Consider the following 25,840-nt stretch of genomic DNA (forward strand, 5'->3'; position numbering starts at 1 on the left):
TTTATGAAACGTTGTGGCTGGGTAAAAGAAAGTAACCCTTTATATGTGGCTTATCATGATGATGAATGGGGCAAGCCCCTCCATGATGAGCAGGCTCTGTTTGAGTTGCTCTGCCTTGAGACCTATCAGGCAGGCCTCTCTTGGGAAACCATTCTCAATAAGCGGGCTGCCTTCAAGCAGGCTTTTGACAATTATGATTATCACAAGGTTGCTGTGATGTCTGACGAGGAGTTGGAGGATATTCTGCAAAATCCGGCAATTGTCCGCAACCGTGGCAAAATTTACGCAACCAGGACCAATGCTCAAGCTTTTCTAAAAGTTAAAGAAGAATTTGGCTCCTTTGATGCCTATCTTTGGTCCTGGGTAAACTTTACACCGCTTGACAATTCTGTCAAGGATTATAAGAAGGCTCCGGCAAAGACAGATTTGTCTGAAAGGTTATCCAAGGATATGAAACGGAGAGGCTTCAAGTTTACTGGACCAGTTTGTATCTACTCTTATTTGCAAGCCGCAGGTCTGGTGAATGATCATGAAATCAGCTGTGAGTTTAAAGAAGTTTAAAGTCAGGTCTCATTGAGACCTGGTTTTTATCTGACATCATAGGTTTAGAAATAGCCTCAAGTTTACCCGACCCGCAGAGATAGAAATAGTGGCTAAATTAAAAAAGGACTATTTTTTGTGATAAAATGGTGGCAGTTACGAATAGACAGTTAGGTGGTAAAATGAAAGCAGAACTTATCGCGGTTGGAACAGAAATTTTAACAGGACAGATTGTCAATACCAATGCCCAGTTTTTATCAGAAAAATTGGCGGCTTTGGGCATTGATGTCTATTTTCAGACAGCTGTTGGGGACAATGAAGCACGGTTGCAATCGGTTTTAGAGATTGCTAAGAGCCGGAGTAATCTGGTGATACTTTGCGGCGGACTGGGACCGACAGAAGATGATTTGACAAAGCAGACTCTGGCTAAATTTTTAGGAAAACCTTTGGTTTTTGACCCCCTGGCCAGCCAAAAACTGGACGATTTCTTTGCAACCAGACCTCAATATGCAAGGACTCCTAATAATGAGTGTCAGGCTCAAATTATCGAAGGCTCTTTGCCCATCCAGAATATTACGGGTCTGGCTGTCGGCGGACTGATTGAATCAGAAGGGGTAACCTACGTTGTACTGCCTGGGCCGCCAAGCGAACTTAAACCAATGGTCAATCAACACTTGCTGCCGCTTCTTACGAAGGATTCAACCAAACTTTATTCGAGAGTCCTCCGCTTTTTTGGGATTGGCGAAAGCCAGCTCGTGACGATATTAAGTGATCTTATTGAAGAGCAGACAGATCCTACCATTGCTCCCTATGCCAAAACAGGGGAAGTCACTCTGCGTCTCTCGACCAAGGCTGCTAGCCAGGCAGCGGCTGATGATAAACTGGATCAATTAGAAACCCGTATTCTCAGTCGCAGCCCCTTAGAAGCTCTCTTTTATGCTTATGGAGATGAGACTTCTTTAGGGGAGGTTGTTTTTGACCTTTTGAAGAGACAGGGGCTGACGCTGAGTGCTGCAGAAAGTCTGACAGCTGGCCTTTTTCAGGCAAGTTTGGCCGACTTTCCTGGAGCTTCTCAGGTTTTCAAAGGCGGCTTTGTGACTTACAGCATAGAAGAAAAAGCTAAAATGTTGGGCATTCCCCTACAAGCGTTAGAGGAGCAGGGGGTAGTCAGCAGCTTTACAGCCGGAAGAATGGCCGAGCAGGCGCGCCTATTGACAGACTCAGATTTAGCCGTTTCACTGACAGGTGTGGCAGGTCCTGACAGTTTAGAAGGTCATCCGGCGGGCACGGTTTTTATCGGGCTAGCAACTGGTCGAAAAACTCAAACAGTCAAAGTTCAAATCGGTGGCAGAAGCCGGTCTGATGTGCGTTATATTGCGGTTTTACACGCCTTTAATTTGGTACGCAAGGCTTTATTATCTAAGGAAAATTTAGTATAATAGTAGGAGTGCCTTTTATATAAAAGAATAGGAGAAAGACATGGCAAAAAAAGTAAAAAAAACAGAAGGTGTTACCAAAAAGTTTGGTGATGAGCGTAAGAAAGCGCTGGATGACGCCTTAAAAAATATCGAAAAGGATTTTGGTAAGGGAGCGGTTATGCGCCTAGGAGAGCGGGCGGAACAAAAGGTTCAAGTGATGAGTTCGGGCAGTTTGGCACTTGATATCGCTCTAGGTGCTGGTGGCTATCCAAAAGGACGTATCATTGAAATTTACGGCCCTGAAAGTTCTGGTAAAACAACTGTTGCCCTTCATGCGGTTGCTCAGGCGCAAAAGGATGGCGGCATCGCAGCCTTTATTGACGCAGAGCATGCACTTGACCCAGCCTATGCCGCAGCTCTCGGTGTCAATATCGATGAATTGTTGCTGTCTCAGCCGGATTCAGGAGAGCAGGGGCTTGAAATTGCCGGAAAATTGATTGACTCAGGCGCTGTGGATCTTGTTGTCGTTGACTCAGTCGCAGCTCTGGTTCCCCGAGCAGAAATTGACGGAGACATTGGAGACAGTCATGTTGGTTTGCAGGCCCGTATGATGAGTCAGGCGATGCGCAAGCTGTCTGCTTCTATCAACAAAACCAAGACGATTGCTATTTTTATTAACCAGCTGCGTGAAAAAGTAGGAATTATGTTTGGGAATCCGGAAACAACTCCTGGGGGACGAGCGCTTAAGTTCTACTCTTCAGTTCGTTTGGATGTCCGCGGGAACACACAGATTAAAGGAACAGGCGATCAAAAAGACAGTAATATTGGTAAAGAAACCAAAATTAAAGTGGTCAAAAATAAGATTGCGCCTCCGTTCAAAGAAGCTTTTGTGGAAATTATGTATGGCGAAGGGATTTCTCGTACAGGTGAGCTGGTTAAGATCGCCAGCGAACAGGATATCATCCAGAAGGCAGGAGCTTGGTATTCCTATAAGGGTGAAAAAATTGGTCAGGGATCAGAAAATGCTAAAAAATTCTTAGCAGATAATCCAGAAATCTTTGACGAAATCGATCATAAAGTGCGTGTCAAATTTGGTCTGATTGAAGAGACACAGGCAGAAACAATCTCAGACGAAAAGGTGCAAAAGGCTGACACTGCAGCAAAAGAAGACCTTGTCTTAGACCTTGAGGACGCTATCGAACTGGAAGATTAAAAAATAGGTCCCGAGACCGAGTTATTTTAAAAAGAGCTGTGTTATGATATTAGTATCATGTAAAGAAAGAGAGATTTGCACATGATCAAAATTTATACGATTTCAAGTTGTACCAGCTGTAAAAAAGCAAAAACATGGCTAAATGCTCATCAACTGCCATATAAAGAACAAAACCTAGGAAAAGAATCCTTGACCAAGGAGGAAATTCTTAATATCTTATCTAAAACAGAAAACGGTATTGAGAGTATTGTTTCATCTAAAAATCGCTACGCCAAAGCACTTAACTGCAATATTGATGATTTAAGTGTCAGCGAAGTGATTGATTTGATTCAAGAAAATCCGCGAATTCTGAAGAGCCCAATCTTGATTGATGATAAGCGTCTTCAGGTGGGCTACAAGGAAGATGATATTAGAGCCTTCCTGCCGCGTTCTATCCGAAATGTTGAGAATGCTCAGGCTCGTTTACGGGCAGCTCTCTAAGACACTATAAGAAAAGAACCCAGAAGGGTTCTTTTCTTAACGCTTGAAATGGAAAAATCTTCTTATCCTTAGCCTCCTTTTATGATATACTGGATGCTAAGGAGAAATGAAAATGAAAAGAAGTGAGCAAAAAGAAACGAAAAAACGGTCCCCTTTTTGGTTATATTTCCAAATTGGTGCCTTTATCGCCTTATTAGTGTGTTTAGCCTTGTTTTATAACTTTCCTGACAGGTGGCTGGATATCCTTCCCTTTATCCTTTTAACGACCGCCATGGTTCTGTTTTCTAGGACCAGATTGAGAGGCTGGTGGCTGGTGCTTCTCAGCTTTATTCGCTACCTATTTGTCTTTCTTGTCTTGACTTACGGTGCTTTTGTGGTTTTAGATCTTAGGCAAGGGGTTCCCTTTCAAGATGCGGTGACCGCACCTTATCGCTTGATGCGTATTATTTTTGTGCCGACAATGCCTTTTTCTGGTATTTTAGCAGGGATTGTCCTGCTTATTATCCTATTATTTGCTTTGCCTAAGCGGAAGAAGAAATAAAGGCCTTGGAGGAACGGATGAAAAAGAAAGTTATGGGACTCTTGTTGGCAAGTTTGCTGCTAACGGCTTGTGCAAACTCCCCTTTGCAAAATCTCAGCAAGCTGGATTCGGAGACTGAAAAAACCAGCGCATCAAAGAAGGAAAAGACGACTTCTAGTCAGGAAGTCACAACACAAACAGAAGAAGAGACCACTACGAAGACAGAAGCGGTTGTGACAGAGACTTACACTTATCAGTATGATACGAAGTCTGGGGCGCCGACACAAACGCATAGTCACACCTTGACTTATCAGGGTGATAAGTTTATCACCATCAAGATGGAAGTTGTTCAGCCTCTAGATGAGACCAATAAAGCCAATGCTCAAACTTATCCTCTGGATGAGGCGCGTGCGATTATTGTCGAAAAAATGAATGAAAATGAAGATATCAAGACGTTGAAAAGTGTCAAAGGAGTTACTCTGAACGTTGATTTGACAGAGAACTACGAAGTCAAGGTTAATATAAGCTTTGATATGGCAACCTTGGATAAAAAGGCTTTATCAGCAGTTGGCGGCAGTTTTGGGGATATGTCTATTGTGACGGACTTAAGCCCTAGTCTTTACATTGCCCAGCTGAAATTGCAAGGTGCTAAAAAAGCCTCTTAATTAAAGAAAATGACAAAAAAGCCGAACATCAGCCAGTGTTCGGTTTTTTAATGGAAACTCTTATTTGTGTAGCTGTGTAGCTTGTTTTTTCAAAAAGGCATTAATTGTCTCAACATCCTTTTTACTGCTGGTATAGAGAAAGAAGCCGATGCCTAAATAAAGGAGACTGGCTATCAAGAGAAATCCAGCAATTCCCCAGAGGTGGAAAGGAAACCAGTGGAGGTAGGCTCCAACAACGACTAAGGGCAGCATAATGAGACCGTAGTGAGAGAGAATGGTGGTGGCGATACTCCTTTTCTCAATCTGAAAAATATACCTAGCTAATCCTTGGCATATCCCTAATGCAGCATAGAGTATAAATTCGATCAAGACGGCTTGGTTGAAGCTGTCGAACTGATTCAGAAAAGTTGGGACACCAGGCTGATAGGCATAGCCCCCAATGAGTGAGAGGCTGAGATTGAGAAGATTTCCGATTCCCAAGCCGATAATGGCAGAGATGATAATAGTTTTAAGTATTTTCATAGCGTTTTCCTCCGATTTGCAAGGCTTTTTTAAAGGCCTTTAGACGTCGTCTGGCTACAAAACTCCGCTGACCATTTGATAAAACCACCTCTATGTTTCCTGGAAGGCTCATGTTCAGTTCTCGGATAGCCCTTATATTAACGAGCTCACCTTGTGAAATTTTAATAAAGTATTGATCCAACATCTCTTCAAAATGATAAAGCCGGTGTCTACTTTTGAAAATGCCATCCTTCGTTTCAATAAAAACAGCCTTATTTTCCGAAAAGATACGTAAGACTTTCCTAGGGTCAATCAGATAGAGGCGCTTGTCCTGAAAGCCATGAAGATACCGCCTGTTCTTTTCAATCACGTCAATGACTTCCTGAGTTTCAAGATCCAATGTTTGATAGAATATCTTGGCGATATTTTCTGTCAGGCTGAGATCTTTAATGAGTTCAAGTTTCATGGTATCCCCCTTTCCACCCTTAGTGTATAAAAAGATCTCTGAAAAAACCAGTCTTTGGGAATAATTGGTATACTTGGGCGTCTATTCGGTTTTAAAACGTCTTATCCTTGTTAAAAATGCTTAAATACGTTATAATATACTATATTATGCCCTATAGAAAGAAGGTGTTGTTGTGGGATTTACAGATGAAACGGTTCGTTTTAACCTTGATGATAGTAACAAAAGAGAAATCAGTGAGACTCTGACCAATGTCTATCGCTCCTTAGAGGAGAAAGGTTACAACCCAATCAATCAAATCGTTGGCTATGTGTTGAGTGGGGATCCTGCTTATGTACCCCGCTACAATGATGCCCGCAATCAGATTCGTAAATACGAACGTGATGAAATTGTGGAAGAATTGGTTCGCTTTTACCTTCAAGGAAATGGGATTGATGTCAAATGAGACTGATGGGACTTGATGTTGGTTCTAAGACTGTTGGTGTTGCCATCAGCGACCCCTTAGGTTTTACAGCCCAAGGCTTAGAGATTATCCCAATTAATGAAAATAAAGGGGAATTTGGTCTTGAGCGTTTGGCAGAGTTAGTCAAAGAGTATAAGGTTCAGAAGTTTGTTATTGGTTTGCCGAAAAACATGAATAATACCAGCGGCCCCAGAGTCGAGGCTAGTCAGGCTTATGGGGATAAACTAAAAGAGCGTTTTGACCTGCCCGTTGATTATCAGGATGAGCGTCTAACCACCGTCCAGGCAGAGAGAATGCTGGTCGAAGAGGCAGATATTAGCCGCGGCAAACGTAAAAAGGTAATTGATAAGTTGGCTGCTCAGCTGATTCTTCAAAATTATTTAGATAGGATGTTTTAAGGAGACGAGATGGCACATAACCACGAACACGATCATGAAGTCATTACCCTTGTTGATGAACAAGGCAATGAAAGCTTATTTGAGATTTTACTCACCATTGACGGTAAGGAAGAGTTCGGCAAAAACTATGTCCTTCTGGTTCCAGTTGGTGCAGAAGAAGATGAAGATGGACAGGTAGAAATCCAAGCCTATTCCTTTACCGAAAATGAAGATGGTACAGAAGGAGATTTACAGCCTATTCCTGAAGATTCAGATGCTGAATGGAATATGATTGAAGAAGTCTTTAATAGCTTTTTAGACGAAGAATAAGATGATGGGTGTTAGGATAATCAGCCTAGCATCTTTTTTTATTTTTTGACGAATAAACCATTGAGGTGGTTTATGAACAAACAAGACAAAATCAGCAAGGAGGAGCATCTTTTTTTGCAGTCCTATCAGGCTAAAAAATGGCATACTTTCAAGGAAATTCAAACCTTCAGTCGGCTGTCACAAAAATTGACTAATGAGTAGATTCTGTTATACTTTTATAGTAGACAAAATCAAGGAGCAAACCGTTGAAAGATAAGAAAAAAGAGACTGTGTCTCAAATAGATACATCAAAAAGAAGAGCGTCTTACAGCCGTTCTCGCGAATTCAACAGCCATAGAACAACTAATCAGCCTGACAAGGCCAGTCAGACGAAAACAAAAGTGAAGATGGCATCTAGACACCGTGCTTATCTCTTATTATTAAGTATTTTTGTCAGTGTTTTCAGTGTGGCGACCCCTTTATTGACGGACTTTGCAAATGCCTATCAGTCACATAGTCTTTATACGGGCTTTATGATGGTCCGAGGGCAGCTGCCGTATACGGACATTTTTGCAACGGGTGGCTTTCTTTATTATGGTCTGATTGCCATAAGTTACTTTTTAGGTTCCAGCCTTTGGCTGGTCCTAGTCCAGTTCTTGGCCTTTTATGTATCAGGAACCTATCTTTATAAAATCGTGACCCACATGACGGGTAAGGATGAAATTGCGGTCAATACTTTAATCCTGTTTTATGTCCTTAACTTTTCATTGGGCTTCGGAGGGCTTTATCCAATTCAGTTTGCGATGCCCTTTGTTTTCATCTCACTTTGGTTTTTAACCCGTTATTTTGTGGGAGAGGCTAAAGATGAAGGCTTTATTGTGTACGGTTTAACAGGTGCCTTGGCCTACCTTATGGAACCGCGGACGCTTTTTTTCTGGCTTGTTTCTCTGCTTGTGATTGCTGTCCGCAATATTCGGGCCAGACAAGGTGCCCGCAATGTATACCAATTCTTATGCCTTATTTTTGGCGGACTCTTGATTTTTTACACTGTCGGCTATTTTGTCCTAGATTTACAGGTGCTTTCCTCTTACATTAGTCAGGCAGGGATTTATTATTTCACCTATTTTGCCTTAGGCAAAGAGAATCTTTTTCTAACGATGCCCTTCCAGCTTTTTGTGCTCTTTGCTTCTGGTTTGCTCATGGGGGCTTTGACATTCTTTAAACATATCAGACGGGAAGATGATCGAGATGATATCATTAAAGTGATTGTCTTCGTGAGCTTCATTTTAAATTTGGTTTATGTCTTTTTATCCCAAAGTTTTGACACCTATTCCTTCCTGATTCTCCTACCCTTTGGTTTGGTCTTGACCAGCCTCTATCTCAATGATAAGTACAAAGAGGTTTACCATACGGGATCAAGACGCAGAAAGCGTCAGCGTCAGTCTAAAAAGGTGCTCAGTATTTTTGTTATGAGTCACTTCTATCTGCCTTATCTCATTTTGGCTTATAGCCTTTTTTTGCCGATTTATTCTTTTGCGACTGCAGTTCCACTTAATCAAGAGCGAGGAGAGATTGTTTCTTATTTGAAGCAGAACACCAGCTCCAAAGAGCTTATCTACACTTGGGATTCCAGCGCCAAGGTCTACTTGGACAGTGTTCGGAAGTCGGCAACGGCCTATCCGATACCAACCGTCAATACGGTCAAGGCTTCCAATAAGAAAGAACTGGAAGATGAGCTTTTGCAAAACGAATCCAAATTTGTCCTTGTCAATAAAGACCTGACCTTATCGGAGACCTTGCAGAAAAACTTAGAAAATAATTATAATTTGATTTCTGAAATTAACAGCCAACATTTCCTTCTTTATCAGAAAAAATAAGGAAAAATCAATATCTTGTGTATCGATAAAATTTTCACCACAAGATATTGATTTTTTTTGTGTGTATGCTATAATGTTCTCTGTAAGGAGAACGGTTATGATTCGATTAGAAACACAGGAAATTGTTTTAAAGCCAGAAATATCTGTTATTAAAAGAGATGGACGGGAAGTCCATTTTGATGCTGATAAAATTTTTCAGGCCCTCGTTCGCGCCAGCGAGCAGGTGACAGCGATGTCGCCTTTTATTGAGGCCAAATTAAAGGCGATTACCAATAAGGTTGTGGCAGAAATTGTGGAGCGCTTTGATAAAAATGTCAAGATTTATGAAATTCAAAACATCGTCGAACACGAGCTCCTGCAGGAAAATGAATATGCCATTGCGCAGGCCTATATCAACTACCGGACCCGTCGCGATTTTGAACGGTCTCAGGCTACTGATATTAACCTGAGCATTGATAAACTCATCAATAAGGATCAGACCGTCGTCAATGAAAATGCCAATAAAGACAGCGATGTTTTCAATACCCAGCGTGATTTGACGGCAGGTATTGTCGGAAAATCTATCGGTTTGAAAATGTTGCCTGAGCATGTGGCCAATGCGCACCAAAAAGGGGATATTCATTATCACGACCTGGATTATAGTCCCTACACACCGATGACCAACTGCTGTCTAATTGATTTTAAGGGCATGTTGGCTAATGGCTTTAAGATTGGTAATGCTGAGGTAGAGAGTCCGAAGTCTATTCAGACAGCAACGGCACAGATTTCTCAAATCATTGCCAATGTCGCCTCTAGTCAGTACGGAGGCTGTTCGGCCGATCGGATTGATGAATTTTTAGCACCCTATGCTGAGCTCAACTATCAGAAGCATTTGAAAGATGCTGAAATATGGGTGCTTCCTGAGAAGCAAGAAGCCTATGCCCGTTTAAAGACTCAAAAAGACATCTATGATGCCATGCAGTCTTTGGAGTATGAGATCAATACTCTCTTCACCTCAAATGGTCAGACCCCTTTTACTTCACTTGGTTTTGGTTTGGGTCAAGGCTGGTTTGAACGTGAAATCCAGAAGGCCATTCTTAACATTCGCATCAATGGTCTGGGCAGCGAGCATCGGACAGCCATTTTTCCAAAACTGATTTTCACTCTTAAAAGGGGTCTTAACCTAGAGCCAGGATCTCCCAACTATGATATCAAGGAATTGGCCTTGGAATGCGCCACCAAGCGCATGTATCCGGATATGCTGTCTTATGATAAGATTGTTGAATTGACCGGATCTTTCAAGGTGCCTATGGGCTGCCGTTCCTTCCTGCAAGGCTGGAAAGATGAAAATGGGCAAGATGTGACCTCCGGCCGTATGAACTTAGGTGTGGTAACCGTCAATCTCCCCCGTATTGCCATGGAATCCAATGGTGATATGGACAAATTTTGGGATATCTTCCACGAGCGTATGGCCATTGCCAAAGATGCTCTGGTTTACCGTATCAATCGTGTTAAGGAAGCCACACCGGCTAATGCCCCTATTCTTTACCAATACGGTGCTTTTGGAAAACGTCTGTCTAAAGATGGCAATGTCGATGATCTCTTTAAGCATCGTCGGGCGACGATTTCTTTAGGGTATATTGGGCTTTACGAAGTAGCTTCAGTCTTTTATGGCGGAGAGTGGGAGACCAATCCTGCTGCTAAGGATTTTACTGTGGACATTATTCGTCAGATGAAACAGTTATGCGAGGACTGGTCAGATGCCTATGATTATCATTTTTCCGTCTATTCAACACCTTCTGAAAGTTTAACCGACCGTTTCTGTCGTTTGGACAAGGCAAAATTTGGTGAGGTTGAAAATATCACGGATAAGGATTATTACACCAACTCTTTCCATTACGATGTTCGCAAGAATCCAACACCGTTTGAAAAATTAGACTTTGAAAAAATCTATCCAGAGGCAGGCGCCAGCGGTGGTTTCATTCATTACTGCGAATACCCTGTTTTACAGCAGAATCCTAAGGCTCTTGAAGCTGTCTGGGATTATGCTTATGATCGTGTGGGTTATCTGGGAACCAATACACCAATTGATCATTGCTATGAATGTCATTTTGAAGGTGATTTTGAGCCGACTGAGCGTGGTTTTAAGTGCCCCAACTGTGGCAACACCGACCCTAAAACAGTTGATGTCGTTAAAAGAACCTGTGGTTACCTAGGCAACCCGCAGGCGCGGCCAATGGTTCACGGCCGTCATCAAGAAATTGCAGCAAGGGTCAAACATATGAATGGCTCAACGATTTATAATCCAGGCCAAGCCTAAAAAGGTGGCCAAGACATCATAAGGTTGGAAGATATGCCAACCTTATTTTCGGCTCAAGGAGGACTCTATGGGAAAATACCAATTGGATGATAAGGGCAAGGCACAAGTCTTGCGCTTTCATGAAAAGAACGCCAGCACATTGAAGGACAAAAAAGAAGACAAGACGGACTTGAGGGCACAATTTTTAGAAAAACTGACGCGCAAATCAAAGAAAGAATAGGAGACTAATGGACTTAAGACGACCTCAGCCAGAGGACAAAGCAGCTATTTTAGAGATGATGGCAGAGTTTGAGAAAGCTGATGCAGCCCATGATGGCGGCTTTTGGACCAGTGAGAATTTTTCCTACGAGGATTGGCTGGCTTATAATCTCGACTGTGAACGGGGTCTTAACCTTCCATCGGGCTTCGTACCGGCCATTCAGTTTGTTTCCTTTGATGAGGAGGGGAGAGCCTTGGGTTTTCTCCATCTACGCTTGCGACTCAATGAGTTTTTGAGAGCGCAGGGGGGTCATATCGGCTATTCGATTAGGCCGTCTGAGCGTGGCAAAGGCCATGCCAAAGAACAGTTAGCTCTTGGCTTAGCAGAAGCGATGAAGAAAAACATAAGGTCGATTTTATTGACCTGCCATGATGATAACCCAGCCAGCCGAAGTGTTATTTTGGCTAATGGCGGTGTTCTGGAAGATATTAGACACCATTTTGAACGTTACTGGATAGAGATGGAGGATGACCATGAATAATCCAAAACCTCAGGAATGGAAGAGTGAGGAAGTAAGTCAGGGACGAATCATTGACTATAAGGCCTTTAATTTTGTAGACGGCGAAGGTGTCCGTAATTCTCTCTATGTAGCGGGCTGTCTGTTTCACTGTGAAGGCTGCTATAATCAAGCGACCTGGTCCTTCGGTGCTGGTGTGCCCTATACCCAAGAATTAGAAGAGCAGATTATGGCAGATTTGGCTCAGCCTTACGTTCAGGGGTTGACCTTGCTTGGCGGAGAACCCTTTCTAAACACTGGCATTCTTCTGCCTCTAGTGAAACGTATTCGAAAAGAGTTGCCAGATAAGGATATCTGGTCATGGACAGGCTATACCTGGGAGGAAATGCTACAGGAAACGCCTGACAAGCTGGAGTTGCTAAGCTTGATTGACATATTGGTTGATGGCCGCTTTGACTTGAGCAAAAAAAATGTGATGCTGCAGTTCCGAGGTTCTTCCAACCAACGCATTATTGATGTTCAGAAGTCACTAGCCAGCGGGCAGGTGGTCATCTGGGATAAACTCAATGATGGCGACCACGCTTATGAGCAGGTCAGCCGTGATAAACTCATTTAAAAAGGTTTAGGCATATGCCTAAACCTTTTTAATAAAGACTAATTTTTGAGGGGATGATAGGCTGGCATCATAGACAAAGCCATCGAATGTTAGTGCTTTTAGCTGGCTGACCTGAGTGATATCCTGCTTGATCATCTGGCTTAAGCATTTACCACGGGCTTTCTTAGAAATGGTGGCATGTGTTTTCAGCTGTCCGTTTTTATTTTCCATAAATTGAACCTGAATCAGTTGCTCACGGTATTTTTTAGAAAAAACGGATTCAAATTCACTGGATAAGAGTGAGATGAAAGGTCCTTGTTTTTCTAAGAAGCGATCATAGTCTTTCTGCCAATAGTTTTTTAAGGATTTTCCGTTGATACTGAGCGTCTGCGTAAAGTCAAGCCTGTGCGCGGCCATAGCATCATAAGCATTGCTGATGCCGTATAGGGCAGATGTGATAAAAACCCTCTTTTTAACATAGTTTTTTTCAGTTTCACTAAGGTTTCTGTCGATATTGCGGTACATGAGGCCGTTGAAGAGATCTAAGGCAGGAGCGGCCAGAGCCTGTCCTGTCTGCAGCTGCCTTAGGGGTAGGTACTCTTCCTGTGCTTTTTCCTTAGAGATTTTGTAAAAGACTGCCAAGTCTTTAATACTCCGATGGTTTAAAATCGTGTCAACAATTTTTTGTGATTTTTGGCTTAACTGATGGGGGGAAGTCTGGCTGAGGAGGTTTAGTTCCTTAGCTGTCGGAATTAAAATTTTCATAGAGGCTTTCTAGATAAAGAGCAGGAGGCTTATGGCCATGACAATCATGCCGGAAATCAATCCATAGATAGACAGGTGGTGCTGGCCATATTCGCGAGCAGCCGGTAAGAGCTCATCCATGGAAATAAAAATCATAATGCCGGCGACCGCCGAAAAAATGGCTCCATATATTACCTGATTCATAATAGGCATGAGAAGAAACCAGCCGATTAAAGCACCTAAAGGCTCAGCCAGGCCGGATAAGAAAGAATAGGTGAAGGCTTTTTTCTTCGAACGTGTCGCCTGATAAATGGGAACTGAAACAGCAATGCCTTCAGGGATATTGTGGATAGCAATAGCAACAACGATAGGAAGCGCTAAGCTAGGATTCTGTAAGGCGGAGACAAAGGTAGCCAGACCTTCTGGAAAGTTGTGGACAGCAATAGCAATGGCGGTCATCAGCCCCATCCGCATCAACTTCTGAGGTTGTCGGTTCTCGTCCTCAAGATTTTTGATTTCATGTGGGTTTTCTTCAGAAGGAATACACTTATCAATGAGAGCAATCAAGCCCATCCCTAAGAAAAACGAAATCACATTGACCCAAGAACCTGAGCGTTCCCCAAGTTCCTTAGTCAGTATCTCTTGAGCCGTTGGGAAAATCTCCACCATTGAAACGTAAATCATCACGCCGGCTGAAAACCCAAGGCTGACCGAAAGAAAGGTTTTATTGGTGTGTTTCGCAAGGAAAGCAATCAGACTTCCAATCCCAGTAGCCAAACCAGCAATAGCTGTTAGTGCAAAGGCTGTTAAAATACTTGAATTCATATAAATCACTTTCTAATAAGGACTAATCTCCTTCTATTATAATATGAAGTCACAAATACTTCAAATTAAACCAGTTAAGTATCTATACCCAGATGTCTTTCAAAGATAAGTTGTTGGAGCAAATCAAAACTCCCCCTTCGACTAATTGAAAGGGGAGTTTTGCGGTTTTAAGGTCAGAAGAAATTTTAGTCTTCTCGACGTTTTTTGGCAAGTAAACTAATACCACCGGCTACAAGCATAACGCTGCCGATAATAGCCATACGGTTTTGATCCTCGCCAGTTTGTGGAAGCATAGCTTCTGGGTTTGCTGCTTTCGGACTTACGGGTGCATTTAATACGGCCTCATAACTTGCAGGCAGATACCTGTAAGTCTCTGTCTTGGCAGGAGTAGAAACTGATGCCTCAGGAGTTGCTTCTGTGGTCTGTAAGGTTCCGATGCGGATAATACGATTGATAACCTGAACAGACATATTGTCAGAAACAAGTGTTGAGCTAATGAGATTGTTGTCTAAGTCATAGACTTCTTCATAAACAAGGGTTCTGACACCGTTTTGACCAGTTGTTTGAATCACTTGTGTTCCAATCGATAGAGTTGGGTCAGTAATAAAAATAGTGTCAAAAGGAACGGTCTCTGTGACAACACGATTAATTGTTGTCGTAATTGGTTTAGTTCCCACCAGAATGACCTGATTGATTGGCTGACTGTTGACAACATTAGAAATGATTTCTGAAGAGATGATAGTATTATCTGCTTTGTTCAAAGTGTCTCTGTAGGTCACAGTGCGTTGGCCATTTTGTCCTGGTGTTTGAATCACTTGTTTGCCATACTCAATTTGGTCAGAGTGAACATAGATGGTCTCAAAGTTGATTTCTTCAACCTGTTGGCGCTCAATAACAATTGGACCATTATCTGTTGATTTCGTACCCACTAAGATTACCTGTGTCACTGGCTGGCTGTCAAGTGTTTCTGAAATAAGAACAGATGAGATCACTTCGTTGGTTAAGCTGTTGATCGTATCATGGAAGACAAGTGTGCGTCTACCCTTTATACCCGGTGTTTGAACCACCTGCACACCAAGGTCTAGAGTATCTGTTGGAATATAGACGGTTTCAAAATCTATTTCTTCAACAACTGTTCGATCAGCCTCGATATGTATCTCTTTCTCCTTCGTACCCACTAAGATAATTTGTGTCGTTGGCTCAGTTGTTACGGTATTAGAGATAACTTCGGAAGAAAGGACAATGTTAGTTGTCTTATTAACGGTATCGCGGTAAACAATGGTACGGACTCCTTTCACACCAGGTGTTTGAATCTCCTGTTTACCATTTTCAATTTGATCAGATGAAATATAAATGGTTTGGAAATCAATCTCTTGTGTTACCGTTCTTTCAACCGTTGAGATAGGTTCTTTTGTACCAATGACAATCACTTCAGTCACGGGATCTGTTGTGACAGTATTGGAAACAGTTTCCGTACTAATGACAGAACCGTCTACATTATTAATGGTATCACGATAAACGATGGTTCTAACACCCTTGACACCAGGTGTCTGTACAATCCGTGTATCTTTGTCAACCTCGTCAGATGTAATGTAGATGGTAGTATAATCCACTTCAGAGGTTACGGTTCTTTCAACCGTTGAAGTTGGTGCCAAAGTACCACGACGAATGACCTGAGTCGTTGGCTCGGTAGTCACAGTATCTGAAACAAGTTCTCTAGAGAGGACCTGTCCAGTGTCATTGTCACGAATTTCACGGTAGGTTACGGTTCTGGTGCCGTTTACTCCGGGCGTTACTATTTCCGTTTGACCGACTAATAATTCATCTGTGTCAATATAAGTTGTGGTAAATGGAATCTCAATCTGATCGAATACACCTGCAGCTGTAGTGGTATTTGTACCAACGCGGACAACACGAGTGACAGCATCGGTCAGGACTGTTTCCTCTGTATACAGATAGAGCGTGTCATCTTTTAGGGCGACAGGCATATTGGCGAATTCATAGGTAACATCAGTAGAGCCTGTCACTGGTACGCCGGCAGCATCAAGGACGGTTTTCCCGTTTTTCTGAAGGTTATAAACATACGTTTTGTAAGCTTCTAAGATGTTGCCAGTGTTTGCTCCAGCAGTAACGATGTAATCCCCACGTACCAGACCAGGAACTCGGTTGTTATCCAGAGCATCAGTAACATTGCCCAGCTTAAAGTAAGCTCTTACTAAACCAGGGTAGGGATTGTTAACATCAAAGTCTCCGATGGTATCGTAGATGCCATTGTCGATACTAGCAATGTAAGTATCGACAGTTTTAGTACCATCCTGCCCTTCAACATCAACCACGGTTTCACCGGCAGCCAGGTTAGGGTCATTGATGAAGACAGTATCTCTGTATAAGGTTTCTGTCGTTGAAGAGAGCAAGGCAGGAGCTTCTGTTGAGAAGCGTTCAACAGCCAGATTGAATTGTCGGCTGTTAAGAGCCTCAGTAGGCGTCACTTTCTCCACTGTTGTTGTAAAAAGCGTATTTCCGTTGCTATCAGATTCTTCCTTAGGAATAGCCGCTGTCACTGGAGAAAGAGAAGTAAAGGTGTTGTTATCAATGTAGCGTATCGTCGCAAGAGAAGTTAGAACCTTGATTGGTAAATCAGGAGCCCTAGAGCCATATGAGATACCTGAAATAGTAATGTCGTTGTTTAGGAAGACAAATGGCTGAGTCTTATTTAAAAGACTAGGCAAAGTGGATGCTTGCGTATTTGTATTTGTCTCTAAACCATTTGATGAAGGCTGAATAGTTGGACCATTATTACCAGAAACGGTAATCAATGCTTTTTGCATAGCCGCATTATTGGTGTAGGTTTGAGTGACATTACCAAAGTCAAAAGTATTATTATTGAAGATAATAGCTTCCGCGTTGGTCATTACACTAACAGGTGTTACTGTATTTGATTTACCGCTGACATTGGTATTCTCAAATTTGAACGTGTTGTCCTCAATAATCAGAGATCCTCTGAACTTATCTTGGTAAGCGAGGACATTGCTTGGGTTACCGCTACTATTTAGCGTAGTATCCTTGATGAGATTATTGGTGATAGAGTCGTTGATATCAATTGGTGAAATCGAGCGATCGGCATCACCAGTAATGGTTGTCACCTCAACCGTATTGTTTCGGATGTTGATGGCACCTGAACCATAACCAAGTCCATTGTCCATAATATCGGTTTGGGTTTGTGTGTTGTCTCTATTTAAATTATCGTTGGCTCTATTGAAGATTTTAAGGATGCTAGTCGCTAATTCGCCGGTAATGGTGTTATTGTCAATGTTTAACACATAGTCCAGATAGGGTTCCTGCATACGAACCAAAATGGCATTGCTGGAGTATGGTTGGCCATTTTTTGTTTTTCCAGAAGCATCCAATCCCTGAATGGTATTGTTTTCAATTTCGAAATATCCAACAGAACCGGGTGCGCTTAAGTCGCGGAATTTTTCGTTTGTCTGGAGATGAATAGCCTCGTACTGAATATAGTCGCTGCCGGCAGAGAAGCCACCATCAAGAGCTAAATCATTGACTGCCAAACGATTAGCTGGGTCTTGAGTCACAACGTTATTACGGATAATGACATTTTCCATAGGGTAAGTCCGGTTGTAGACGGAAATTCCCAGAAGTCGATCACCATAGGAGACATTGTTTTCAATTAAAATTTTATCACCATCATGGATATCAAATCCTTTACGGTAATTATAGGTAGATGTATTGTTACGGAAGATGATATCACTATTGTAAGATCCGGCAGAAGAAGCGACTCCGTATCCGGTACTTCCGTTTAATTTATGACCATTTTCAGAAAGGACAGACCCTTCTACCAAGAAGTCGGTCTGATAAGCAAACTGTACCCCGGCAACTCGGTTATTGTGAGAGTTGACATCAATGACTTTATTATTGACACCGAGGTTTAGACTGTCAAAACTATAGCCTTCTGCTCCGTTACTTACCAAGTAGTTCACAGAACGTAATTTAGCTGTTCCAAATTGTTTACCATTGTAAGAATTTGGATCTAATTTAATGTTAGATACACTGTTGTAAGAAGAGCCAACATAAACACCAGCCTTATTAGCACCAGTTGTTTCTACGCTTTCAACAGTAACATTATCAGAATCATCAATCTGTATTGCATTGACTTTACCATAGTAAGGCATGCCTTTAACATAGAACCCATCATGGCTGTCTCCGAAGGCTTCTGTCAAGTTTTTGATATTAACAGAGAGGTCTTTAACGACGAATCCGTCGATCCCCTCAACGAGAACAACAGCGTGGTCGCGGCTGTCGGTATCATTTTCGTTACTGTCCCACGGCTGGCCTAGCTGAACTAGGTTTGTTTTGATTTCAGTTGTTCCCTGACCGTCTCCGAATAGTGCCGTTACATTAGATAGACTTGAGTCAATTTTAATTTGATTGAAGAGGCCGTTTTGGCGATAGATTGGAATAACAATCCCAGCCTGAGTAACACCGGATTTATTGACATAGGTGGTCATGCCATCGGCATCAACTGTCATGGTGGCATATTCGGCAGGTGTTATATTAGCTAGATTGCTGATACCAGCAATGCTGCCAGCAGGTGTGACAGGGATACCGTCCCCATAAGTGAGAACCTCATAATGATCGATAACACCTTGGTCACGAGCGACGTTAACAATTCCAGAAAGTTTGACAGCTACGCCTTTATACTGAGTGCCGCTGCCATCCGTCATAACAATGTCATTAGCTGTTCGGAGTGCCAGAGCAACAGCGTTTGTATCGTCGCTGTTATCAGCAATATTTAAGCCAAAATCTGTGGCATCAATGTAGTACCATTGGTTGGTTGTATCATATTTAACTGTATAGCTTACCCCAGGTACAGCTGGCTGACTGAGGACAGTCCGATCATCAGTAGTAATGGCATCGTTGATTTTAGTTGATTGGTTTTCACTAGGGATGATAGGGGTTGCATTAGCTTTTAAAGTTGCTTCGTCATTGATATCTTCGGCAGTCAGTGGATCGCTAGAAGTAACCGCCGCTGCGCGTGCCGCCATTATCGGCTGGCTGGTCTCGGTTGCAGCTGTTGTTTCAGCAGCAGTTGTCGTAGTCTCGGAAACTGTTGCGCTGGCAGTTGTTACACTTGTTTCAGCAGCAAGAGTTGTTGCCGTTGTACTAGAGTCAGAGGCTGTCGTGTCGCTGCTAGTGGTTACACTGGTGAGGCCAGGGTCTGTGCTTACAGTTGTAGCAGGTGTTTCTGCATATACAGTACCTGCCGCAAGAACAGACGCAGATGTAGCAGCTCCTATCGAAACTGCTACCCATTGTTTTTTAACTTTTTTTAACTTTTTCATTATACAAGCAATGTCTTTCTATATTGTTAATGTGATTTTATCAAATCATTAAGATTTTATCAACAAATTTGACGCAAAAATACAATAAAATTGTCACAAAAATTTAATTTAATAATTAAATAATTTTATTGTCAAACTATTGTCTATCTTTTGTAAAGAAAGTCGATAAGATTACTAGATAGCAAAAAAGTTTCAATAATAAAACAAAGGTATTGCTTTCATAAACTAATTTTGCTATAATTCTTTTGGAAACATTTTGGTGAGGACACTCGTCCACGTTAAAATGTGGACCGAGGCTCACTTTTTTACCAGAAGTGGGGAGACCTTTGAAAACTGAAAAAAAGAAAAAGGAAGGAAAAAATTATGGTAAAACGTAAACTTCTAAAGGCGTTTTCGACGCTTTTAGTACCCTTTGCAGTTCTTTTAGGAACCTTATTTGTTTCATCTGAAACGGTTCAGGCTAAGGAGCTGGAAAATGTTATTACAAGCATTGAGTTGCTCAATGCAAGTGATACAACTCAGACGACAGATGCAGAAGGCGTCTACAATATCCGTACGGGGAATGCTTACAAACTCAGAGCTCTTTTTGATTTGAAAGCATATAATAATAACTTATCTGACGGAGACACCTTTACTTTGGCTATCCCTGCTCCAATGACTGTTTATTCTGGGACATCCCAGTTAACAGATTCTGATTCAGGAGTTAACATTGCTGAGGCTAAAGTAACTAGCAACGGAACAGGTGCTGGAGGTACAGCTGTTATCACCTTGAAGAATCTTCAAGAGTATTTGGATAAAACCGGCGGTGATATCGTTAAAGACGTTTCAGGTAACTTTGCTGTTGCTTTCTTATTCAGCACTGACCAGACTAAAACGCCAATTGTTTTTGATTCAACTTCTTTGTCCGAAACAATCACACATACTTATAGTTCAAAAACCATTAGCGGTACTGAGGAAGGTTATGAAAACTTCGCTAAAAATGGGGGTACGGCTTCTAAAGATGCGTGGGATTCTCCGGCTCTGGCAGCTATCGGTTCTAAGAGCTCAGGTGAGTACTACTCTGCGTGGCGTGTTCGTGTGAATACTGGCGGACAGGATTATGGGAGTAACTTAGTCTTAACGGATACCATCCCTTCAGATTCACAATATGCTGCTATTCAGTATATTCCAGAATCTGTCAAAGTCTATGATATGCCATCTATGGTTTCTAGCACATCTGCTCCTATCGGCGGCACTCTCTTGACTGAGGGGACAGATTATACGTTGCAATGGAATGCTAACTACACCAACTTCACGATTACGTTCAAGGATGGTTCTAAGAAGTATTTTGTAACCTATAACACGACAACTCCAAATGACGGCAGTACAGTAGGAAACACTGTTTCTTTAGCTAAAGAAGACGGAACTGCTCTGACTCAGCGTAGCAACAATACGAGAACAGTTATGACTGCATCTGCAACATCACTTTATTCTGGTACGATCGTTGCTTCGACAGCCTATAAAGTTAAAATCAACAAAACAGATGCCTTTAACTTGGCTCCAGTAGCAGGTGCGGTCTACACTGTAACTGCTCCAGATGGTTCAACTCAAGACATTACAACTAATGAAAACGGTCTTGCTCTGACAACAGAATACGACCCAAGCTTGGTTGGTCAAACCTTCAAGATTAAGGAAAAAACAGCGCCAACTGGTTATAAATTGGATCCGACAGAATACACTGTTAAACTTGGTGCAACAGGAAGCACTGTTAATATCCAAGATGACCCAGAACCAGGTCTCGTTGATATTATTGCGACTAAAAAATTAACAGGACGTACTTTGGCTGAAGGAGAGTTCACATTCAAGTTGTATGATGCGAATGGAAACGAAGTAGGCGAAACAACAAATACTGCTGAAGGTCGAGTTGTCTTTAAAGGGATTGAGTTCAAAGGTGTAGGAACTTATACTTACACTATTAAAGAAGTTGAAGGAAACCTTGAAAATGTCACTTATGACAAAGAAGCTAAGAGTGTTACTGTTTTAGTTACTCGTGTTGGTGGGGTGCTCGTTGCGCAAGTTACATCTGATGCTGTGACTTTCACAAATGAATATGTGACAACAACTACCACTACAACCACGACAACAACAACGTCTACAACAACGACAACGACTACTGCAGCAACAACGACTACTGAGGCTCCAACGACGACAACAACGTCTACAACTACTGAGGCTCCAGCGACTACCACAACTGCGGCAACTACTACAACTGCAGCAACGACTACTGCAGCTTCAGCAACAACAACAGGAGCGTCAGCAACGACTACTGCAGCGACTACTACAACTGCAGCAACCACAACTGAAGCTCCAGCAACGACTACTGCAGCGACTACTACAACTGCAGCAACCACAACTGAGGCTCCAGCAACGACTACTGCAGCAACGACTACCGAAGATCCGGCAACAACAGGAGCTTCGGCAACCACAACTGTAGCTAAACCATCTAGCTCAACACCAAAAACAACTGTAAAATCATCGGCACCAGCTAAAAAAGCGGGTCTGCCATCTACGGGTGAACAAGCAGGTGTTTGGATTAGCCTCCTAGGGCTAATTGTTGTGACAGGTGCAGGTTTCTATTTTTATCGCACACGTCATTAAGATAATCTAGCTAGTTAGAAAAGAAGATCGAAAGATCTTCTTTTTTTATTTATCTCTTGTTAGGGTGCTTGGGAGGGAAAACAAGAATCCTCATTTTTTTGTTAAAAAATGAAAAAAATGATATTTCTTGACTTTGTGTTAAATTTTATATTATAATGGTATTGTATTATATATTTTAAGGAGACTAACATTGAAAAGAAAAATTGTGAATGTTCTTTCGATTGCTGTTCTTATTGTTAGCCTGTTTGTAGGGTTTAAAAATGTTGTAACAGCAAAGGCTGCGGAGGTCACGAATTACACTAATACGACAGCTATTACGGTTGGCGGAACACCTATTAGTGCGGGCACATCAGTTACTAATGGTCAGACATTGACAGTAACCAACAATATTACGTTCCCAGATTCACAGACAATCAATGCAGGTGATACGTTGACCTTGAAACTGCCTAGTGAGTTGGCTCTTCAGACAACCTTGACATTTGATGTGAATAATTCAGAAGGCATTAAAGTAGGGACAGCTGTGACTAGTCCTTCTAAAGGAACGGTTACAGTAACCTTTACGGATCAATTCTCAAAAGTGCCTCAAAACAAACGGATGCAGTTGCAGTTTTCAACAACAATCAACACTGCTACTGTAACTGAGTCAGGTCCAGTATCATTTACTTACGGTAATGAAAGCTACACCGTTACTTACAATGCAACAAGCGGAGATGTTGGTTTTTATGAATACAAGTATGGTTACCAAGATAAGGCAGACCCATCCTTAATTAGATGGAAAGTGATTATCAATGCTGGGCAAGATATTCTGAAATCGCCAATTATCACAGATACCTTTGGAGAAGGGCATACACTTGTCGGTAATGTTCGTGCTGCGCGCTATGCCAAAATGTCAGGTGTAACACTTGTCACTGAAGCCGATATTGCGAAGGCCAGTGCCGCTGACGTTTACCCTGTCAATTTGACAACTGATGCTAGTGGAGCAACGACTGGATTTACAATCACCGATATGCAACGACGTGGTATCTGGTTGGATGGTGCGCTTTATATTGAATATACAACTAAAGTGACTAAGGATAGCCCTAAAGGAACAGCTTTCACTAATTCCTTGAGCTGGTCAGCAAGCAATTTTGCTGAACGTTCCATCACTAAGTCAGTTGTCATTGAAACTGCATCGGGTTCTGCAGATTCAGATAACACAACAACTACTACAACAACGACAGAAGCTCCAACCACAAGTACCACCACAACAACGGAAGCTCCAACAACAAGTACTACAACAACGGAGGCTTCAACCACAAGTACTACTGCAACGACAACAGGATCTACTACCACAGTGACAACCACAGAAGATCCAACCACAACAACCACAGAAGCTTCAACGACAACGACAAAACCGGTTGATCCTGCAACAACTAAGGCATCAACGACAACAACAGTTAACACAACAAAACCATCAGCTAAGACAACGGTTAAAAAATCAAGTTTACCATCAACAGGTGAGCAGACAGGACTTTGGACTGGTTTGTTAGGTGTTATTCTTATGGGAAGTGGCTTATTCTTTTACCGCTCTCGTAAAAACTAATAAAAAGCCAACTTAGGTTGGCTTTTTATCTATTCTGATCACTTAAAAAGGAAGGGAGTTCCTTCCTTTTTGTGTTTGGTTAAGGTTTGTCGGGCTTAATAATGAGGACGTGTTTTGTTGATTCTTCAGAAATGGAGTAACTAGAGTTCAGGTATTTTCTAACAACTTCAGCTTCCGTAGTATTCCCTTCAAAAGTCGTTTTGGGGATTACCAGAAGATCAATGGTCGGATCAACTTCCTGCTGGTTATGGTAGAAAATATCGTACAGTTCCTTGGTCTCCCTTAAATCAACGGTATAAGCAGAGTAGGCTAAGATTCTCTGATTTGTATCAATGGCGCCAAGGGTTTTATGGATGGAGGTATAGGTTTCTTTTTGGTTGAAATAGGTGAGGGTATCTGCATACCAATTATTGGTAAAACTATACAAAATCGCTGATGACATCACAATAGAGAATGCCGTAGCGGTACAGATGATTCCTGTTTTCATTTTTTGTGCTATTTCAGCAGTGGTTTCAGCTTGATAAAATCCTTCCAGAGCTAAGAGTGAGGTGAAGAGGATTAAGGTATTGGTACCGTAGCTGTATTGGAACCCGAAGTCTGCCTGATAGGGATAATCTGATAATAAATTGATGACGACCAAGGGAATAAAAAGCAGGTAATGATGCCATTTTCTCTGCATTAAAGGCAGGAAAGCCTGACTGAGGAGAAGGAGGAAGAGGTACTTGAGTTTATTTTGTGTAAAGAGGCTGACAAACGTAAAGGTAGGGTTAAGAAGAATATTTTGAATAACCTTGAACAGCCCTTTTTGTCCTGATAGAAGGAAGTTGTCAAAACGGCTGACCATGGCACCTTCTCCATATTTACTGAGAAGATAGACACAGGCCGAGAAATAAAGAATGGGAAAAATAATCTGGGACAAGAAAGTGAAAAGAGATGTTCTTTTTGGGCTTGTCCGATAATTTTGGATAAGAAAGTAGAGTCCTACGGAGACAACATAAATAAAAGCATCTTCTTTGACCATTAGGGTGAGGGCGACAAAGAGGAGTAATCGCCATTTCCACTGGCTCATGTTGGCATAGATTAGCCAAAGCAGCAGGGGAACTAGGAAACAGTTTTCGTGCAGATGATAGGAGCCTGCGGTCGTAAAGGCAGGGGTAACAAAAAACCATAGTAATAGAAAAGGCCGGATATATTTTGGCAGTTGTAGTTTTTTGATAATGAGAGCCAAGGGGATGACGCCCGAAAATACGACTAGAATTTGCAGCACTTCTAAGGTTTCTAAGTAAGGGAGAAAGTAGTAAAAGGGCAACATGAGGTAGTAGATGGGAGAGATGTGCACGGCAAAGTGTGACAAGAGTTTGTCCCGCTCTAAAGTCGTCATGGGCGTTAGATTATCGCGCATGCTGGCAAACATTTGGGTGAAGATCCCGATGTCAAAGGTTGAGACGGATAATGTTTTCACCTTGTAGACGGAGATAATACAGAGGTAGATAACGTAGGTAAGTCCCAAAAGACCGACGATGGCATAGGCAAGTTTGGTTTGCTTGGCAGCTTGACGGATGCTGATTTTTTTACCGATGAAATGAGTCAATAAAAAGCCTAGGAGAAGGGCGTAAAGGAAGGCGAAGAGCAGGATCCAGATATGGTTGGTATTCCAATTATCAAGTTTGATGGCAAATTTTCCGAGATCTCCTGGATAGGTGTGATAGATACTGTAGATGACCTTTGGGAATAAAGCTAGAAAAACAGCTGGCAGGAGCTGCCGAAACTTCATTTGATCTACGTATAATTTGAAATAGACAGCAAAGCCCAGTATGAAGAGACTGAAAGTAATTAAGAGAGACGGGCTCTTGTAGATGGCGATAAAGAGATAGGCAGCCATCAAGACAGTGGCTAGCTGCTGAAAAATGGACAGCTTCCATTTTTTTCCCAAAAGGATTTGACCTGCCACTAAAATAAACAAGGCTAGGATAAGACTTAAGAAGGGCAGACCATGGTTGCCTAGATGAATGAACAATGTCTCAGCGGGCAGTTGGACAAGGTTGAAAATGGCGTATAGCAGGTAGGCGTTGATGATGTAGAGAAGGATTTGGTTCAGTCCTTCGGGTACCCATTTTTGACTAACATGTTTAAAAAAAGTCACAGTATTCTCTCCTAGTAAATTTGAGGTCTATGAATGCACTTTAATGTGATTACAACCACTCAATTATATCATTTTTAAGGGGTGATTTAAAGAAGCTGCTCTAATAAAATCGGCTG

General features: G+C 42.0%; 23 protein-coding genes. 17 read left to right on the forward strand and 6 right to left on the reverse strand.

Annotation, left to right across the window (positions count from 1 at the left end):
• Positions 1-3 precede the first annotated feature (3 nt).
• The 6 genes from A3GY_RS0105785 to A3GY_RS0105810 all read left to right on the forward strand — a co-directional run bounded on the left by A3GY_RS0105785 (position 4) and on the right by A3GY_RS0105810 (position 4,836).
• Positions 4-561 (forward strand): DNA-3-methyladenine glycosylase I, encoded by a 558-nt coding sequence (locus A3GY_RS0105785; RefSeq protein WP_018030468.1) that lies wholly within the window; start codon positions 4-6, stop codon positions 559-561.
• A 161-nt stretch (positions 562-722) separates the two neighbouring features.
• Positions 723-1,979 carry a competence/damage-inducible protein A gene (locus A3GY_RS0105790; protein ID WP_018030469.1) on the forward strand — a complete coding sequence of 419 codons (1,257 nt, stop codon included), beginning with the start codon at positions 723-725 and terminating at the stop codon, positions 1,977-1,979.
• Between the two features lie 40 nt (positions 1,980-2,019).
• Positions 2,020-3,171 (forward strand): recombinase RecA, encoded by a 1,152-nt coding sequence (gene recA, locus A3GY_RS0105795; protein ID WP_018030470.1) that lies wholly within the window; start codon positions 2,020-2,022, stop codon positions 3,169-3,171.
• An 81-nt stretch (positions 3,172-3,252) separates the two neighbouring features.
• Positions 3,253-3,651 (forward strand): transcriptional regulator Spx, encoded by a 399-nt coding sequence (spx, locus tag A3GY_RS0105800; protein ID WP_018030471.1) that lies wholly within the window; start codon positions 3,253-3,255, stop codon positions 3,649-3,651.
• Positions 3,652-3,763: 112 nt separating this feature from the next.
• Positions 3,764-4,192: a hypothetical protein gene (locus tag A3GY_RS0105805; protein WP_018030472.1), complete on the forward strand. Its 429-nt coding sequence runs from the start codon at positions 3,764-3,766 to the stop codon at positions 4,190-4,192.
• Between the two features lie 17 nt (positions 4,193-4,209).
• Positions 4,210-4,836, forward strand: a complete 627-nt coding sequence (locus tag A3GY_RS0105810) for an SP0191 family lipoprotein (RefSeq protein ID WP_018030473.1) — start codon at positions 4,210-4,212, stop codon at positions 4,834-4,836.
• A 60-nt stretch (positions 4,837-4,896) separates the two neighbouring features.
• On the opposite strand, the gene A3GY_RS0105815 is transcribed toward A3GY_RS0105810, so the two are convergent.
• Both A3GY_RS0105815 and A3GY_RS0105820 read right to left on the reverse strand, forming a co-directional pair.
• Complete coding sequence (locus A3GY_RS0105815; protein WP_018030474.1) at positions 4,897-5,358, reverse strand: DUF3021 domain-containing protein; 462 nt, start codon at positions 5,356-5,358, stop codon at positions 4,897-4,899.
• On the reverse strand, positions 5,345-5,803 hold the full coding sequence (locus A3GY_RS0105820; RefSeq protein WP_018030475.1) for a LytTR family DNA-binding domain-containing protein: 459 nt from the start codon (positions 5,801-5,803) through the stop codon (positions 5,345-5,347). The genes A3GY_RS0105815 and A3GY_RS0105820 overlap by 14 nt, the downstream gene beginning before the upstream one ends.
• Before the next feature lie 172 nt (positions 5,804-5,975).
• On the opposite strand from A3GY_RS0105820, the gene A3GY_RS0105825 reads away from it, so the two are divergent.
• The 9 genes from A3GY_RS0105825 (at position 5,976) to nrdG (ending at position 12,457) form a co-directional block, all read left to right on the forward strand.
• Entirely contained in the window at positions 5,976-6,245 is a 270-nt protein-coding gene (locus A3GY_RS0105825) for an IreB family regulatory phosphoprotein (protein ID WP_018030476.1), read from the forward strand.
• Positions 6,242-6,661, forward strand: a complete 420-nt coding sequence (gene ruvX, locus A3GY_RS0105830; RefSeq protein WP_018030477.1) for a Holliday junction resolvase RuvX — start codon at positions 6,242-6,244, stop codon at positions 6,659-6,661. Before A3GY_RS0105825 ends, ruvX begins: the two co-directional genes overlap by 4 nt.
• 9 nt (positions 6,662-6,670) lie before the next feature.
• On the forward strand, positions 6,671-6,970 hold the full coding sequence (locus A3GY_RS0105835) for a DUF1292 domain-containing protein (protein ID WP_018030478.1): 300 nt from the start codon (positions 6,671-6,673) through the stop codon (positions 6,968-6,970).
• A gap of 72 nt (positions 6,971-7,042) precedes the next feature.
• Positions 7,043-7,171: a hypothetical protein gene (locus tag A3GY_RS10495; RefSeq protein ID WP_018030479.1), complete on the forward strand. Its 129-nt coding sequence runs from the start codon at positions 7,043-7,045 to the stop codon at positions 7,169-7,171.
• A 77-nt stretch (positions 7,172-7,248) separates the two neighbouring features.
• Entirely contained in the window at positions 7,249-8,826 is a 1,578-nt protein-coding gene (locus A3GY_RS0105845) for a membrane protein (RefSeq protein WP_026161949.1), read from the forward strand.
• Positions 8,827-8,923: 97 nt separating this feature from the next.
• Positions 8,924-11,125: an anaerobic ribonucleoside-triphosphate reductase gene (gene nrdD / locus A3GY_RS0105850; protein ID WP_018030481.1), complete on the forward strand. Its 2,202-nt coding sequence runs from the start codon at positions 8,924-8,926 to the stop codon at positions 11,123-11,125.
• A gap of 67 nt (positions 11,126-11,192) precedes the next feature.
• A complete protein-coding gene (locus A3GY_RS10375; protein WP_018030482.1) occupies positions 11,193-11,345 on the forward strand; it encodes a hypothetical protein in 153 nt (50 codons plus the stop codon).
• Between the two features lie 7 nt (positions 11,346-11,352).
• Positions 11,353-11,865 (forward strand): GNAT family N-acetyltransferase, encoded by a 513-nt coding sequence (locus A3GY_RS0105860; protein WP_018030483.1) that lies wholly within the window; start codon positions 11,353-11,355, stop codon positions 11,863-11,865.
• On the forward strand, positions 11,858-12,457 hold the full coding sequence (gene nrdG, locus A3GY_RS0105865) for an anaerobic ribonucleoside-triphosphate reductase activating protein (protein WP_018030484.1): 600 nt from the start codon (positions 11,858-11,860) through the stop codon (positions 12,455-12,457). Before A3GY_RS0105860 ends, nrdG begins: the two co-directional genes overlap by 8 nt.
• Positions 12,458-12,475: 18 nt before the next feature.
• Here nrdG and yaaA read toward each other — a convergent pair whose 3' ends face one another.
• From yaaA to A3GY_RS09930, 3 genes are all read right to left on the reverse strand, one after another.
• A complete protein-coding gene (yaaA, locus tag A3GY_RS0105870) occupies positions 12,476-13,201 on the reverse strand; it encodes a peroxide stress protein YaaA (RefSeq protein ID WP_018030485.1) in 726 nt (241 codons plus the stop codon).
• A 9-nt stretch (positions 13,202-13,210) separates the two neighbouring features.
• Positions 13,211-14,005, reverse strand: a complete 795-nt coding sequence (gene zupT / locus A3GY_RS0105875) for a zinc transporter ZupT (RefSeq protein WP_018030486.1) — start codon at positions 14,003-14,005, stop codon at positions 13,211-13,213.
• 185 nt (positions 14,006-14,190) lie between these two features.
• Complete coding sequence (locus A3GY_RS09930) at positions 14,191-19,362, reverse strand: G5 domain-containing protein (RefSeq protein WP_018030487.1); 5,172 nt, start codon at positions 19,360-19,362, stop codon at positions 14,191-14,193.
• Positions 19,363-19,725: 363 nt separating this feature from the next.
• Between A3GY_RS09930 and A3GY_RS09720 the strand changes: the two genes are divergently transcribed.
• A complete protein-coding gene (locus A3GY_RS09720) occupies positions 19,726-21,999 on the forward strand; it encodes a Spy0128 family protein (RefSeq protein WP_018030488.1) in 2,274 nt (757 codons plus the stop codon).
• 190 nt (positions 22,000-22,189) lie between these two features.
• Positions 22,190-23,581 carry an LPXTG cell wall anchor domain-containing protein gene (locus A3GY_RS0105890; protein WP_018030489.1) on the forward strand — a complete coding sequence of 464 codons (1,392 nt, stop codon included), beginning with the start codon at positions 22,190-22,192 and terminating at the stop codon, positions 23,579-23,581.
• Between the two features lie 79 nt (positions 23,582-23,660).
• Here the strand turns inward: A3GY_RS0105890 and A3GY_RS0105895 are convergent, their stop codons facing one another.
• Positions 23,661-25,724 carry a DUF2079 domain-containing protein gene (locus A3GY_RS0105895; protein ID WP_018030490.1) on the reverse strand — a complete coding sequence of 688 codons (2,064 nt, stop codon included), beginning with the start codon at positions 25,722-25,724 and terminating at the stop codon, positions 23,661-23,663.
• Between the last annotated feature and the right edge of the window lie 116 nt (positions 25,725-25,840).

It is taken from the genome of Streptococcus ferus DSM 20646, from assembly GCF_000372425.1.
GTDB classification, from domain to species: Bacteria; Bacillota; Bacilli; order Lactobacillales; family Streptococcaceae; genus Streptococcus; species Streptococcus ferus.